The organism is Virgibacillus sp. W0181 (genome assembly GCF_051846915.1).
In the GTDB taxonomy this organism is placed as follows: Bacteria; Bacillota; Bacilli; order Bacillales; family Amphibacillaceae; genus JBPYCR01.
The window spans coordinates 15,455-30,280 of the sequence record NZ_JBPYCR010000041.1; the positions used below are offsets into that span (position 1 = coordinate 15,455).

At 36.0% G+C, this 14,826-nt stretch carries 15 protein-coding genes; 3 read left to right on the forward strand and 12 right to left on the reverse strand.

The genetic code is table 11. From position 1 onward, the window contains the following. Positions 1 to 71: 71 nt before the first annotated feature. From ACLIBG_RS13595 to ACLIBG_RS13650, 12 genes are all read right to left on the reverse strand, one after another. A complete protein-coding gene (locus tag ACLIBG_RS13595) occupies positions 72 to 818 on the reverse strand; it encodes a TIGR04255 family protein (RefSeq protein WP_439313311.1) in 747 nt (248 codons plus the stop codon). Between the two features lie 268 nt (positions 819 to 1,086). Further along, positions 1,087 to 2,922, reverse strand: a complete 1,836-nt coding sequence (locus tag ACLIBG_RS13600) for an AAA family ATPase (RefSeq protein WP_439313312.1) — start codon at positions 2,920 to 2,922, stop codon at positions 1,087 to 1,089. 177 nt (positions 2,923 to 3,099) lie between these two features. After that, complete coding sequence (locus ACLIBG_RS13605) at positions 3,100 to 3,372, reverse strand: transposase (protein WP_439313313.1); 273 nt, start codon at positions 3,370 to 3,372, stop codon at positions 3,100 to 3,102. Positions 3,373 to 3,384: 12 nt separating this feature from the next. After that, the gene (locus ACLIBG_RS13610) at positions 3,385 to 3,540 is read right to left on the reverse strand and encodes a hypothetical protein (RefSeq protein ID WP_439313314.1); all 156 of its coding nucleotides are present in this window, start codon (positions 3,538 to 3,540) and stop codon (positions 3,385 to 3,387) included. Positions 3,541 to 3,953: 413 nt separating this feature from the next. Further along, positions 3,954 to 4,097, reverse strand: coding sequence for a zinc ribbon-containing protein (locus tag ACLIBG_RS13615; RefSeq protein ID WP_439313315.1), 144 nt, complete (start codon positions 4,095 to 4,097; stop codon positions 3,954 to 3,956). A 640-nt stretch (positions 4,098 to 4,737) separates the two neighbouring features. Further along, positions 4,738 to 5,031 (reverse strand): hypothetical protein, encoded by a 294-nt coding sequence (locus tag ACLIBG_RS13620; RefSeq protein WP_439313316.1) that lies wholly within the window; start codon positions 5,029 to 5,031, stop codon positions 4,738 to 4,740. Positions 5,032 to 5,202: 171 nt separating this feature from the next. Next, entirely contained in the window at positions 5,203 to 5,877 is a 675-nt protein-coding gene (locus ACLIBG_RS13625) for an aspartate/glutamate racemase family protein (RefSeq protein ID WP_439313325.1), read from the reverse strand. Positions 5,878 to 6,107: 230 nt separating this feature from the next. Next, a complete protein-coding gene (locus tag ACLIBG_RS13630; protein WP_439313317.1) occupies positions 6,108 to 7,184 on the reverse strand; it encodes a TAXI family TRAP transporter solute-binding subunit in 1,077 nt (358 codons plus the stop codon). 137 nt (positions 7,185 to 7,321) lie between these two features. Beyond that, positions 7,322 to 9,229 carry a TRAP transporter permease gene (locus tag ACLIBG_RS13635; RefSeq protein WP_439313318.1) on the reverse strand — a complete coding sequence of 636 codons (1,908 nt, stop codon included), beginning with the start codon at positions 9,227 to 9,229 and terminating at the stop codon, positions 7,322 to 7,324. Positions 9,230 to 9,250: 21 nt separating this feature from the next. Next, positions 9,251 to 10,132 (reverse strand): succinate--CoA ligase subunit alpha, encoded by an 882-nt coding sequence (locus tag ACLIBG_RS13640; protein ID WP_439313319.1) that lies wholly within the window; start codon positions 10,130 to 10,132, stop codon positions 9,251 to 9,253. Positions 10,133 to 10,137: 5 nt separating this feature from the next. After that, a complete protein-coding gene (locus tag ACLIBG_RS13645; RefSeq protein ID WP_439313320.1) occupies positions 10,138 to 11,220 on the reverse strand; it encodes an ATP-grasp domain-containing protein in 1,083 nt (360 codons plus the stop codon). 29 nt (positions 11,221 to 11,249) lie between these two features. Continuing rightward, positions 11,250 to 12,017, reverse strand: coding sequence for an enoyl-CoA hydratase/isomerase family protein (locus ACLIBG_RS13650; protein WP_439313321.1), 768 nt, complete (start codon positions 12,015 to 12,017; stop codon positions 11,250 to 11,252). Between the two features lie 251 nt (positions 12,018 to 12,268). Between ACLIBG_RS13650 and ACLIBG_RS13655 the strand changes: the two genes are divergently transcribed. From ACLIBG_RS13655 to ACLIBG_RS13665, 3 genes are all read left to right on the forward strand, one after another. Beyond that, entirely contained in the window at positions 12,269 to 12,658 is a 390-nt protein-coding gene (locus ACLIBG_RS13655; RefSeq protein ID WP_439313322.1) for a helix-turn-helix domain-containing protein, read from the forward strand. A gap of 79 nt (positions 12,659 to 12,737) precedes the next feature. Next, entirely contained in the window at positions 12,738 to 12,953 is a 216-nt protein-coding gene (locus ACLIBG_RS13660) for a helix-turn-helix domain-containing protein (RefSeq protein ID WP_439313326.1), read from the forward strand. Positions 12,954 to 13,320: 367 nt separating this feature from the next. Next, the gene (locus tag ACLIBG_RS13665; protein WP_439313323.1) at positions 13,321 to 14,514 is read left to right on the forward strand and encodes an IS256 family transposase; all 1,194 of its coding nucleotides are present in this window, start codon (positions 13,321 to 13,323) and stop codon (positions 14,512 to 14,514) included. Positions 14,515 to 14,826: the final 312 nt, after the last annotated feature.

Genomic DNA, 14,826 nt, shown 5'->3' on the forward strand with positions numbered 1-14,826 from the left:
GTTGCTAACATCTACATTATTTGAAGACAGATTTAAAGGATTTATAATTTGGCTGTCCTCTACGATTAACATCAGCGAAACAACTCCTTTCCTTTTTCGGTTAAACTGTTAAAGAACAAATTATTTTTAAAGTTTCTCATCTGGGCTACCTGCTCCCAAAAATCATCTTTGTAATCAAGGTTTAAATCATTAATAGTAACATCAGTATCAAAAATAATGGGTAAAATAGTAGAATCCTGATTATCCTGATCAATTGTTTCAGTAACAATTGCTATTGCATCAGAGTCATTATCCTTCATTACAAGACGCATGAAAAAACCGGAAAGCGGATAATTGACTGTGGAAGACACGTCTGGAACCGTTAGCAAATATTCTTTGAGGTCGTGAACAGGTAAAGGAAGTTCTATTCGGTTAATATATCGTAGTCCAAGTTGCAATATGATTGTTGGGGTTAAAAACGCTTTGTAAATATTCCATAAGTTTTCGGCTTCCTCGACAAAATCTTTCCATTCAGAATAGGGTGATAACATATGAAATGTTAAGCCATCAAAACGTGCTTGAACAATTTTACTTCCATCAACGGACTTGAATATATACCCATCAATGGTACTTGTAGGTTCATCAACCTTAGGCGCCCCTTTAGCATTGAATTCCATGCCACCCTCCCAAGTTTGTATCTTTCTTTTATAAGGATAGTTATTTTTAATTTTCTCATGAAAATTATCTAAAGTTGCTAATGTAATTTGTGAAGGTAATTTTACTTTTATATTCAGTAATGCCTCTGTAACCGGAGCCTTGTTGAAAACTTCTCGATTCATATGCACCCTCCACTTCATCGTTTTTCGTTACCCACTAGTATAGCATAATATGCGCAAATTAAAATAAAATTGATTACTTAGCTGCTGTGAAGTTTTGATTTATAAGGCTCCAATTTAAATCAAATGCTTCTTGTATGTATTTCTGCTCTCGGCCGGTCATATGCGGAGATGAGAGGAATATTCGTTTCGCTTCTTGCATCATATTATCATCTCTTTTCAATCAACATTTTTCATGCATACATGGTTGAGAAAAAAGATCCTTATCTTATTAATTTCTAACGATAGCTAGATTATATTCTTGAATATTTAATGTTTCAAACAATGTTTTAAAATTAGATACTGTCTCATTATCAAGTTGTATTTCCCTGTTTACTACTTTATCGTGAAATTCTTTTGCGGCTAATTTCTTTGACGAACTAGAACCATCGTATGGGGTACTCAATTCTTTAGAGTCATCTATAGAAATTAACGACTCAATTGTCTGTGGATTGCTCACCATATTCTCCTTAACTACTTCTTTGTTACAACTTACGAATAAAATTTTATCTTTTAGAGTCTCATCCAGTTTATTGACTAAAACATCGTATTCGTTGTAACCAGCTTTATCATAGTCTAATAAAATTTTAAATTCACATCCCCAGCCAATTAAAATCGAAACAATTCTATTGATATTACTAACACCTGCTGAAGGTATGATATTTGGGGCATTATCAATTTCCAAATAATTTATCATGGCATTCATATACATGTAATCTGTAATGCCCTCAGTAATGAGATTATTATTACTTGATGGTCCTATATTAAACTTTAAATCCGCTCCAATTGCTTGCACTAAAGGAGATAAGGTTTCCATTTTTGAGTCATTTGATAAATTTTGGTCGTAAGCACTCTTAAATATTTTTGTATTACCTCCCTCAACTTTTTCAATAGCCCTAACATTAGTTATGTCTCTACTGTCTATCATGAAGGGAGAATGTGTAGTATATATTACCTGGTTATCTCTTTTTGCTAGTCTTGAAAATAATTCTAGGAGTTGCTTTTGAGCATTAACATGTAAATATACTCCTGGTTCATCTAACAAATAAACTAAAGATTTATTTTTATACTCACGAGAAAGCACATCGACAAATATGCTTATGTACCAACGTAATCCATTACTTCTTTCACTTAGGTTCATTGCCTTATCGTCAGTTAATATATATATTTTAAAGACACGATTCTCAAATTCTACTTGAAATTCAATTTTCTCTTGATTATAAAATTCATTAAACTCTGCCTCAACGTTTTTCTGAATTTTTCTTGCAATTCTATTTCGGACAGTTTTCCTATTACCATCTATAGGGTCTTCAAATGCATCTACTATTTCTTGTTCAGTAATACCTGCTGCTAAAAGGAATCTATTAAAGATATGGTTTGGTTCCTTGAAAATATTTTTTATATCATCATATTTATAATTTGCTTCTAACTGTGGATATTGTTCACGGTAATACACACTAGGTAGAAGAGAATAATACTTTGTAAGACAATTATCAATAACCTCCAATTTCTCGATCAAATCTTCCTTGCTTGTATAATCATTGGTTATCCAATTTTTTAAATTAGCTAATCTAGCGCTATGATTTATATAAACTTGTGAAGTTATGGCCTCCAAGCCATTCAAATAATCTTGTACTGATTTAATGCGGTTAGAGTTATTTCCCCAAACACTTCTAATATTCATTTCCAGAACACTTTGAATCGCCTCCATTAATAATTTATCATCGTTCAATAATTCCGATAATCCACCTTCAATCTTAACCACTGTGTTATCAGTGAAACTAATTGATGTATTTGCTTGACTTATTTCAAATTCATTTAATTCACCCTGATAGTATTCCAAATGAACAATGATAGAAACCTCATCAGAAGCTCCCCTATTTTTATTATTAAGGTAACTAGGACTAAGTGGTCTATCAAATGACAATTTGCCTACAGCCTCTAGGATATTACTCTTCCCGGATTCATTCTTTCCGATTAGGGCAGTAATTTTTGGCTCTACAGATAAATAATTCTCTTTCGATCCCATTGACTTATAGTTATTAATTTTAAAACCAATTATCTTCACTTTGACCCCTCCAATGCTCCAAAAATTTATTACTAAACCATTTACACTAACCATATAGCCATTTGTTTATACCTTATTTTACCACATCGCTACTTTTTAAGTTTTTTGAACAAACGTAAAAAATGGCCCACCTCAACAATCAGAGATGAGCCAGTTAATCTATACTCTATTGAGTTATTAACTTCGCAAAACCGGTATGCTAGATAACCTGATAATGTAACACTTCTCTGGTTCCACCTCACGAATCGGATTCAAATGGATATACCTATTTACTTCTAATTCATAGTCAACATCCGTTAGCAGTTCCGCTGCATATCGACTTTCAAATACATGATCTATAAAATGGTATTTTTGATTCAAATAGGTGGCATAATGAAAGTGGACATGTTTCATGATCTTCCCTGTAGGCTGATCAATCACTTCTATTTGAAGATGAATGTGGTTTGTCATGAGGCAATATGTTTAGAGAATGCATGGCGTTCGTTCTTTTGCTTCTTCCACCAACGTTAAATATTTCAACCTGTCTTCATCGTCATGAAATAACGTTGTTCGACGAATTCCACGACTAGTAATATCAAATTTCGCACCAGGATACCAAACCCGTTTCTTCCTAGGCAAAAAAATAACCTACTTGATTGTAATTATATACTTTTTTCTAAAATCAAAAGGGAAAAGAATAATAAAGAATGGGGGGAAATTAAATAGCGGGGCATAATAAAGAATGCATTACACTAACTTAAATTATTCTGCACAGAAACAAAATATCCTGCAAACTTCTATAAAAACTTTTTATGTTTTTAAAGCACCTACTACCAGAGAAAACTACCGCGTTCACCTTCTTCATGCTCATAACTTCACATGCATTCATCCAAATCCACAACGTCCTTCATAAATGAACAATTGTATTTTTTGGGGACAGATCCTTATATTCATAAACTTTGAAAGTGAAAAAAATAGATGTTCAGTAATTTCGGCGTTTCCATTCTTATCATTCCAGTAACATGCCTCCCACAAAGGGAGGCACTAGTCATTTACACTTTCCTAAATTCAGTTCCGTCACAGTTAGCACATGGTGGTAGAGTATCAGTAGTGTCATCCAATGTCACTTCGTTTCCACAGTTCTTACATTTGTAGGTTCCCTTACCAGGCTTTTCACCAGTTGTTGGCATAAGCATACCTCCCTTCTTTTTACTAAATTCTCCATAAAATTGGTAATTCCTTTATATTCCGATAAATACTCCTTAATTATCTGACAAAAGCCAAAATTAGCCGCTACTATTAAATGAGCATGCCGATGATTTATCAGTATGACTCTATGTATATAGAAGATTTTTATATGTACCCATATTGGAAAATTTCGAAGTTGCATGCGGAAAATGTGGCGTTCCGAAGTATCGCTATGATTACACAATCCCGTCAGATAATCACAGAAATAGTTTAACAGACGAAAAAGAAAGGGGTGAAACTGCCATTAGATGACAAAATGACCGATCCTTGGTTGAGGACTTTCTTTACCCAGAAAAAAAGCATAAAGAATTAATCTTAAATATGACATGTGCAGAAATGCCTTAATAACGCTTGACTAATGACTCTAAAACATGTCATTTTGAGTCAGCTTGATGAAAATACTCCCTTGCCCATCAAGTTGTTTGAGAACAAAAAAAGCCCACAAAGAATCCCCTAATTCTTCATGAGCCCAAAAGGAGTTAATACAATTTATAATGTTCCCGATCAATTATCAACAACAGAGAGACTTCAAGTTTCTTCATTTCTTTCTCCAAGTCAAACAAAACTCCCACTCATATCAATGCCCACTCAAACCCAATGCGGCCTATCCCACAGCTCCAGCGTTTGTCCAATTCCTTTATTTACGGCATTTTGATAGACTTCATACGCCCAAGCTACATCCTCAACGGCCAAACCGCCTGTTACAAAAATTACTTTATCACGCGAATCACTGCGAGGGCTCGTTCCCTCCGATGCAATGTCACCCAAGTCAGAAATATCCTCTTTTTTAACTTTGCCCTCATTATACAACAAAAGCAAATCACCAGTTGGTGCCCAATCAACAATGCTATTAACACCCTTTCTTTCCCGTCTTGCAACCATGATTCGTGCATCTTCCAATTATCAGCGACAATTTTACTTTTTATATAGCAATCCTCTGATAAATTTGCTGCTCCGGTTAATACGAGTAACACGCCTTCTTTGAGCCATTCTGTACGAATTTCAGGATTTTCCGCTCCTTAAATAGTAACGCTTCACCAAATATTTCATCATTCAGATAGACGCATACACATAATTCGTTAACGTAACAATATCAAAAACTGGTATTTGAACCCTTTCTCTTATGCTGTCCGCATAAGGCGGCATATTTGCACACTCCAACACAAGTGCTTTAACATTTTGATGATTCATTATTATATGTTTAGCCATTGTTACCATTTCTACTTCCATCTTTTTTACATTCATATTTGGAGCTTCATGAATTATGGTTCGATTAAATTCAGTTGATGAATCCATTCCTTTGATAACCAACGGAATGTCCCCAACATCGACTCCTTTCAGATGCTCTTTTGTTAAATCAATCTCACTTGCTGTTAAAACGCCAATTTCACCATTGACTCCAATGAGTTGGTACACAAATGGGATTTGCATCAAACTAGATGAAAAAAATGGAACTTTTAATTCCTTAGCAATTTCTTTTTGAAATAAAGCTAAAAAGCCACAACTTGTAGTAATTGCTTGAACACCTTGTTTTTCCAGCCTCTTTGCAGCATGAATAAATGGATCAATAAGGGTTTTGTCACCAACTTTCACCACTTTTTCAATTGTTGCACCCTTTACTTTTTCATACAACACCGGGTACGTAAATGTATCTTGATTCCCTATATCTCCTATAGGACGGTATAAATCTGTATCTAATAAGAGCACACCGATTTTTCCAATAACAATGTTCCCTCCTTTCTCCTACCAATTTGATAAATCTTATTTCCCATAGATTTTTATTCAGTAGATTTATCGCATAATCAAAACGGTTTAAAGTTCTAATGGATGGCATGATAAAACGATACCTAGACCAAATACAAGTACTGGCCTAATTGCTTTACCATGCCTCTCCTCCAATTTATTAAAACGAAAACTTACAAGCGGTCAGTTAATATACCAACAAACAGCATTCTTCATTAATCCATTAAGCCAATTTCCTTATAATATTTCTCCGCTCCAGGATGTAAATCCATGGTAATCGTCTCAATCGCATTTTCCGTCTCATATTCTGCCAAACTTGCATGGATAGATTCAAACCTATCCGTATTTTCATTAATAATTTTTGTAATTTCATAAATAACATCTTCCGGAACATCTTTACTTGCCACTAGCATAGTTTCCAAAATAGCAGATTCAATATCCTCATCCCCATTTACGGCTTTCGGATATGTACCTGCTGGGATTGTTCCTTCGATCACGGAGTATTCAGCTAAATGCTCAATAACGTCTTTAGGAATAGGCAGCAGCTTCATATCTCTGGAATTTGCAGCTTCCGTTATTGCCGCTCCTGGTAATCCTAATTCAATAAACATGGCATCAACATTATTATCTTGGAACTGAGATGATTGTTCTGTATAACTTCCGTGATAAATGTCTCCACCCCACGATTTAATATCGTCATACGTCACATCATAAAATTCCAAAAACTTCCTCAAAAGCATTTCATCCGAGTTATTGACAGGAGTCACAGAAATTTTAACTGGCATTTGTTCTTCAAAAATTTGGTCAATACTATCAATTCCAGAATCGGCACCTACCGCAAAATGAAAGTAGACCGGGCTGAATCCTGTACCAATCGCAACTAAGTTATCATGCACTTCTTCAAATGGTTCGACACCTTGCATGGCTGTTTCTAGAAAAGGAGCTTGCTCCCAAGCAATATCCGCTTCTCCATTTGTTACAAAAGGAATATTTTGGAGCGTTCCACCAGGGATGACTTTAATATTAATATTGGGATTCTTTTCATTTATAATTGACGCAATACCTCCAGCCGAACTGTACCATCCGCCTCCGTCCGATCCGGTTGCCCAAGTTAATGTCACTGGTTCCGTAACCACATTTTCACTTTCTTCTTCATCGCCACTTTCCTCCTCCGTTCCATTATCTTGATCTGTATTAGCATTTATCTCTTCCGAAGATGTATCATCACCCCCACAAGCAGCCAAAAATAATACTATAAAAAGAACAATGATACTTTTACATATTTTTTTCATTTTACTCGTTCGCCCCTTTTAAAAATGATGTTCTTATCCAAGACAAAAGCTTTTTCTTCAAAATTATTCATTACTTTAACGTTTATTCTCTTAATTCATGACCCTCCTTCACAAGGATTTCATATTTAATTAATGACTTAATTTACTTTTATGGCTGGTTCATTAACACCCCCTTTTGATTTGCTCCTTTTATAGGTCGTATATTCGAGGGCGATAAATAGAATAATTGACAGATTTCCTAGCCATGCTAAATTTAAATAATCACTTATCGTAAACGCTACCAAAGCTGTCAGAACCACTGTTTTAGTCCAGCTTAATTTCCTAAACATATAGCCGACAATCAACGCAGAAATCGTTACTACCAAAAGAATGGTAGACAGAAACACACTTCCAATAGACATCCACGAGTAGTTTTCATATAACAATAGCTGAGGATTCAATATAAATAGATACGGTACAATAAACCCTGCAAACGCAAACTTTGGCGTCATAAGTGCGGTTTTCATCGGTGGTGTCCCTGACAAAGTAGCAGCTGAAAATGATGTAACCCCCACTGGTGGCGTTATATCAGCCATAATGGCAAAATAAAAAATAAACATATGAATCGTTACTATTGGTAAATCAAAAGTAGATAAAGCACCTGAAGCTACTGTGGCAGTAATAACATAAGCAGGTGTGACCGGAATTCCGGCACCCAAAATTAACACAACGAGCATGATTAAAAACAAAGAAAGCCACAAATTTCCAAGAGAAAGCTTTAATACAATATTCCCAAGTGCCAGTGCTGCTCCTGTTTCCGATAATACGGAAACAACAATCCCTGCCCCGGCAAGTGCACAAGCGATAATGGTAGCCCCTCGAAGTGCAAACGTAACTCCCTTGGTTAAATCCTTTAAGTTGATACGATTTGCCGGATTTAAAATCCATATTAAAAGTGTTGCGATTATTGCATATACCGCACTTTTACCTGGAGAAAAACCTGCAAATAAAAAGTAGATCATCACGATATACGGAATAAAATAAGGCGATCGTATTAAAATACTTTTTAATGAAACAGACCATTCTTTCGGTGTTCTCCCGATATTTAACTTTACAGCTTCAAAATGTACTGTTGAGATGACACCTACAAAATAGATAATAGCCCCTAATATGGCTGCTTTTATAATTAGCGTATAGCTTGTTCCAGTCATTTCTGCCATTACAAAGGCTGCTGCTCCCATTACCGGAGGCATTAAAGGACCTCCAGCACTCGCTACTGCTTCAATTGCACCGGCTTTTATAGGGGGATAACCAACTTTCCTCATCAAAGGGATACTAAAACTTCCAGTTGCATAAACATCAGCGACGGAGCTTCCACTAATACTGCCGTAAAGACCGCTTGAAACAACGGAAACTTTTGCCGGTCCTCCACGATATTTTCCTGTTAACGTGATGGCAAGATCCCTAAAATAATCCCCTACCCCAGACCAAATCATAACAGCTGCGAATGTAATAAAAACAAAAAGTATATTACTTGAAATACCAGTTAAGTATCCGTATATGCCTTGATCAGTTGCCAAAAACATGTTTTCCGTAAAACGAGCATAAGAAATATTTCTGGATTTAAATAACCCTCCAAGATAAGGCGAAATGAACATATACACGATAAACACACCAATTACAATAGAAAATACAAATGATACTGCCCTTCTACAAGATTCAATGACCAAAACAATGACTAAAGAACCAAGTAATATCTGAACTGTACTAATATCGGCTACATGTACGATTCTCTGATTTAATTCATCTGAATTTACTATTAAATAAAAACTCGGTATGATACTTAAAGTAAATAATACCCAATCAATAATAGTTGGCGTGTAACTCTGCTTATTACGATTGGATGGAAACAATATAAAAGCTATCGGAAGTAAGAAAAGCAAATGTATTGAACGTTGAATTCTCGGTTCATAAGCACCAAAATATGCTGTATAGATATGGAAACAAACAGCAATTGTTGCCCATATTGCTAACCCAATAGCCAATTTCCCTTTAAGTTCTCTCATAGTTACCTCCAATTCCTATTTTTATTTCATCATTCCTTCTGCTATATGCTCTTTTAGTAACTGTTCCAGCCCAATGACAACATCGACGACTTGAGCACCACTTTCCTGAAGCATTTGTTGCTTATATTCTGCATTCTCATTTTCATCTTTTATAATGGCACCAGCATGTCCCATTCTTTTATTTTTTGGAGCATATTTACCCGCAATATAAGCAAATACAGGTTTCTTCATCGTTTTAATGATGTTGGAAGCAGCCATTTCATCATTGCCACCGATTTCTCCAATATAAATAATCACATCTGTCTCATCATCTTGTTCAAATAACTGCAAGATGTCGCTGTGCTTAACACCCACTATAGGGTCTCCACCTAAGCATGCTATCGTACTAATACCTATAGATAAACTTTTTAAAATTTCGACTATTTCATATGTAAGTGTCCCACTTTTAGACACAATACCGACTTTTCCTGGGATAAGGATGGAATCATGTATGTCACTTACATTAGCTTTTCCTGCTGAAACAACACCTGCTGAATTTGGGCCAAACAAATATACACCGTGAAATTTCGCATATTGTACAAGCATCATACTATGGTGAACAGGAACCCCTTCTGTATAAACAACAATTGTTTTAATACCTGCATCAATTGCTTCCAATACCGCTTCCTTTACATTTAATGGAGGCACCATGATAAATGATGTGTCTGCTTTTTCCTTATTAACTGTTTCTGCAACATGATTATAAACAGGAATACCATATACGGACTGACCACCTTTATTGGGGCTAGTACCAGCTACTATTGGCGTTTCATACTGGATCATCCTCTTTACAAAACCTCTACCAACTGAACCTGTAATTCCCTGAATAATTACTTTTGATTTTTCGTTTACAACAATTGCCATGTTATCTATACTCCTTGGTTAATTTTTGTAAATAAATTTAAAAGAGTTTCTGTCGTATAAATATTGGAATAATCTTGTAAAACTTTTTGTGCTTTTTCTTCGTCTACACCCTTTAGACGAACTACTACTGGACATTTAAGATCGCCTAATTCTTCAGAAATGGCTTGCGCAAGCGTATAGCAACTAGCAACTTGGAAATAAAAATTAAAAACAAACATTTTAGGATTTAATTTCTTTAATTCTCTAATTAAATTTCTAGCAGCATCTACATCGTAAATTACGTGCCCACCTAAATCGATCAGTGCACAAACCGATTGGTGATTATGCTTCACTAAATCCATGGTAGCTAGCCCTAACCCTGCACCACTCGTAATGATTGCCAAATCACCTTCCATTTTAACTCCAACAGCTCCCAATTCTTGAATATTATCCTCTAAGGTTTGATTGGACCTAGGTAATAAGTCAATATCTAGTCGTTGTCGTCTGTCGTTATCCAGAACAATTTTGGAATCCCCAGCTAACAACTCTTTATTATGAAGCTGGAATAAAGGATTAACTTCTACCAATTCCGCTTGTTGATCTACAAATAATTCCCATAAGCTAAAAATAATATCTTCAATATCTGTTGATTTTAGTTGCAGAAAGCTGGCAACTCTTTTTACCATGTATGGCTTTAATCCGATAAGTGGATTAATAACAACTTTTAAAATCTTACCTTGTGGTACACTCTCAATATCAACTCCGCCCTCCTTACAAGCTATAAGGACGGGCGTTCTTGTATTACGATCAACAATTAAGGACAGATAATATTCTTCTGTATAATCAACTTTTTCTTCCACATATACGTCTGTGACTTTCTCATTATTGATTTTGGCTCGTTCAACGGACTCAATACCAGACTGTAAATCATTTAGCTCATTAACTACCATAATTCCGCCTTGCTTCCCTCTACCACCTGCCAAAACCTGTGCTTTTAATACGACTGGTTTGTCTATACTGTGTGGCATGTGAGACACCAGCCAACCATCAGCTATAGGTATTCCGTATTTTTTAAATAGTTGTTTCCCTTCATATTCATATAGTTTCAAGTTATTATCCTCCTGTTTTAGTTCAGTGGTTATTTGGCTTTTCGTTGCTCAAAAAATTCCTTCATTTTTTGTTGGGGTTCTCCAGCAGCATATCCTTTTGTATGGGCTTCTACTGCATAAACCATACATGGATCGAATGTTTCGTCACTCATTCTCTTAAACCATTCTTTATTAGAAGCAACAGCAACTGGAGGTTTATTTGCTAACTCCAATGCAAGTTTTCTCGTTTCTTCCTTCAATTGGTCATTAGATACTAGTCTAGTAATTAATCCGTATTTTTCAGCTTCTTCAGCAGTAATTAATCTTCCAGATAAAATCATATCAACCGTTCTAGATTTACCCATAACCTCCCAAAACATCGTCGTACCAATGACACAAGCCAGACCCACATCGACTTCAGTCATTCCATACTTAGCAGACTGGTTTGAAATTCGAATATCGGCCAGTAAAGCTAGTTGTAAGCCGGATCCTACTGAAAACCCGTTTACCGAAGCTATGATTGGCTTCTTAACTGATTTGATGACTCGATATAATTCATCGAATCCATTCACCCATTCTTGAGCAGAGGATTCATTAATATCTTTACTTTCATTTAAGTCTTGTCCGGCACAAAACGCTTTATCTCCTGATCCCGTAATTACAATAGATTTAACATCATCGTCTTCGTTTCCCTTTTTAAAGGCATCCATTAACTCAATTTTTGTTTGAGCACTAAGTGCGTTATAAGATTTCGGGCGATTAATCGTAATTGTTAAAACATTTTCATCAACTTTGTACAAAATATTGTTATAGTTCATTTGTTTCTTCCTCCCATATAATTTGATCGTTTCCATGAATTTGTATAAGACTAACTTTACTTAACATTTATCACTCCTTTTTCAACTTCTAACTAAACGGAATTATTAGAAATGATGTAAATATCTAACAATTCAAGTGTCATTATATACAACATTTTGTTGTTTGTAAAGTGGTTTTATGACTTTTTGTTGTAAATAGTCAATCGACTATTTTTGAATTGTATAATCCCTAAAAAAGGGTGAACACATTAATGGATATTTTTAGAGAGCGATTAAAGGAACTACGAGAGGAATATGATTTAGACCAAAGAAAAATGGGTGAATTATTAAATATATCGACTAGTGCATATGGTTACTATGAGCAAGGAAGAAATGAACCATCGTTAGAAACACTTGCAAAAATATCCCAAAAATTCAATGTTTCAACAGATTATCTGTTGGGTGTATCAAGCACAAGAAAAGCACCCGTTTATTACGACATATCAGACGATGTATCTCTTTCAAAATCCGAATTGGAAACGATAAACAAAATGAAAAAGCTGTCTTTATTAAGCGAAATTAGCGAAAAGCCAGAGAAAAATGTGGAGACATTAAATCGGTACTGGCAATTCATAAAAAATGAACAAAGTATAAAAGATTAGCATTTATTCAAGGTAATTATTGTTACTAGAGCTCCCTACCTTTTAATCCAAAGAGAGCAAATTATTCTTGTGAAGAAGTATCGAAAAAAAGATTGTGATTAAAATTAAAGACTTGATAATGAAGCATGACATATCCTTAAGAGAACTCTCACGCCTAACGGATATTCGCCATGCAGCATTAAGTGAGTTGTCCAACCACAAAAGAGAAAACATTAATTTCAATCATATTGAAAAAATAGCCGAAGCTCTCGAAATTGATGATATTCGAGGTATCATTGATTTGGTTTCGAAATAAGTAAGCGTTAATGCGTATTGTCCCCACACAGGATATACTTTTTAACGTTTACTTTTATTTTAAAAATTGACAAGAAAATTAAGTAAAACTGATACCTTTAGTTTTCTTTTTCAAAAAAGTGAATAGTCTCAATCACCTCTCTCATACCTGACAAGCACCAATTATTATTAGAATTTCACAATATCTTGTATATTCACTTTTAAATTGATAAAATCAACTTAATCTATCCCGCCATGGATAATTTAAAGAGAGTGTAAAATAGTTTGTGTAAATAGAAATGACGATTAAACGATCTTCATTTAAAAAAGGAAGCCCCTTTCTGTAGAATAGAGTTAGCGACAACATTCACAGAAAAGAGGTCTTCCCTATGAACCATCTTACTACAGATTTAATCGAAGCACTAGCCCAAAAACAAGACATTGAAGAGGTTTTTCGTCGCCACCTTGAAACAGCGGTTAATCAGTTGTTAAAACATGAACTAACTGCTTTTCTGGATTATGAACCCTATGCCCGCGAAGGATTCCATTCCGGTAACTCACGGAACGGATTCTACGATCGCACCTTTAAAACAGAATATGGTGAACTTCAGCTTGCGATCCCCAGAGATCGAAATGGTGAATTCCAACCGGAAACTCTCGCTCCGTATCAGCGTTCCAATGACACGTTGGAACAGTTTGTCATTCATCTTTATGAAAAAGGTATCACAACCGATGAAATTGCAGATTTGATGGAGCGAATGTATGGACATCATTATTCCAGACAAACCGTATCCAACTTCACACAGCTGGTTGCGGAAGATGTACAGGCTTTTCATGAACGGAAACTGGAGAAACGATATGTCTGCATCTATCTGGATGCAACGCACATTCCCATTCGTCGTCAAACGGTTGAAAAGGAAGCCGTTTATATTGCCATCGGCATTACTGAGGAAGGAACGAAAGAAGTCCTAGACTTCACCATCGCACCAACAGAATCGACGCATGTTTGGGAAGAAATGATCCAACACCTACAAGCGAGAGGATTGGAACAAGTCCTTCTATTCATTTCGGACGGTTTACCCGGCATGACGGACGCCATTCACCGTGTTTATCCAAAAGCCAAGCATCAGGTCTGCTGTGTTCATGTTGCCCGCAACATTGCTAGTAAAGTGCGGGTGAAAGACCGCCCAGCCATTCTGGATGATTTTAAAAACGTCTACCAAGCCAAAGATCGGGACGAAGCCGTAGATGCTTTGAATGCATTCCAGGACAAATGGAAAAAGATTTATCCACGTGTGATTGACGCGGTGGTTGGGAACGAACAGCTATTAACGTTTTATGATTTCCCTGCTTCCATTCGCCGTAGTATTTACTCAACCAATCTCATCGAAGCGTTTAATAAGGAAATTAAGCGATACGTGAAACGCAAAGAACAATTTTCCAACGAAGATGCCTTGGAGCGATTCCTGGTTACTCAATTCTTAGAATATAATCAAAAATTCGGTATCCGTTGCCACAGGGGATTTGATCAAGCTAAGCCAGAATTACTACATATGTTTGAAGATCAACAGGTGCAGGCTTAATCTCAAGTCCGCCATCCTTGACCATGTTTCGCGGTCGTGGTGGTGCATGAATGGAGAGATGGCAAAAATAAAGCCCTAAGGGCTCCATCCGTACACCCAGCGTACCACGACCGATTTCTTTCTACGCTCTCGCCGGTCGGGAACCCTGAACCCAACACAACGAATCGCAAAGAAGAGGCACCATGGTCAAGGACAAACAGCTGCCGCTGTGGCTCAGAGCAATTTATACAAAAAGAAAAATTTCCTGAATTTACCTATAAGCTAGCCGTTCTACCAGAACAAGGGCATTTACACAAAATTATTGACACTCCC

Bases quoted from the DNA above. Each gene is read 5' to 3' on its own strand.
- ACLIBG_RS13595 (WP_439313311.1), bottom strand. From the start codon at position 818: ATGAATCGAGAAGTTTTCAACAAGGCTCCGGTTACAGAGGCATTACTG.
- ACLIBG_RS13605 (WP_439313313.1), bottom strand. From the start codon at position 3,372: ATGACAAACCACATTCATCTTCAAATAGAAGTGATTGATCAGCCTACA.
- ACLIBG_RS13615 (WP_439313315.1), bottom strand. From the start codon at position 4,097: ATGCTTATGCCAACAACTGGTGAAAAGCCTGGTAAGGGAACCTACAAA.
- ACLIBG_RS13620 (WP_439313316.1), bottom strand. From the start codon at position 5,031: ATGGTTGCAAGACGGGAAAGAAAGGGTGTTAATAGCATTGTTGATTGG.
- ACLIBG_RS13630 (WP_439313317.1), bottom strand. From the start codon at position 7,184: ATGAAAAAAATATGTAAAAGTATCATTGTTCTTTTTATAGTATTATTT.
- ACLIBG_RS13635 (WP_439313318.1), bottom strand. From the start codon at position 9,229: ATGAGAGAACTTAAAGGGAAATTGGCTATTGGGTTAGCAATATGGGCA.
- ACLIBG_RS13640 (WP_439313319.1), bottom strand. From the start codon at position 10,132: ATGGCAATTGTTGTAAACGAAAAATCAAAAGTAATTATTCAGGGAATT.
- ACLIBG_RS13650 (WP_439313321.1), bottom strand. From the start codon at position 12,017: ATGAACTATAACAATATTTTGTACAAAGTTGATGAAAATGTTTTAACA.
- ACLIBG_RS13655 (WP_439313322.1), top strand. From the start codon at position 12,269: ATGGATATTTTTAGAGAGCGATTAAAGGAACTACGAGAGGAATATGAT.
- ACLIBG_RS13665 (WP_439313323.1), top strand. From the start codon at position 13,321: ATGAACCATCTTACTACAGATTTAATCGAAGCACTAGCCCAAAAACAA.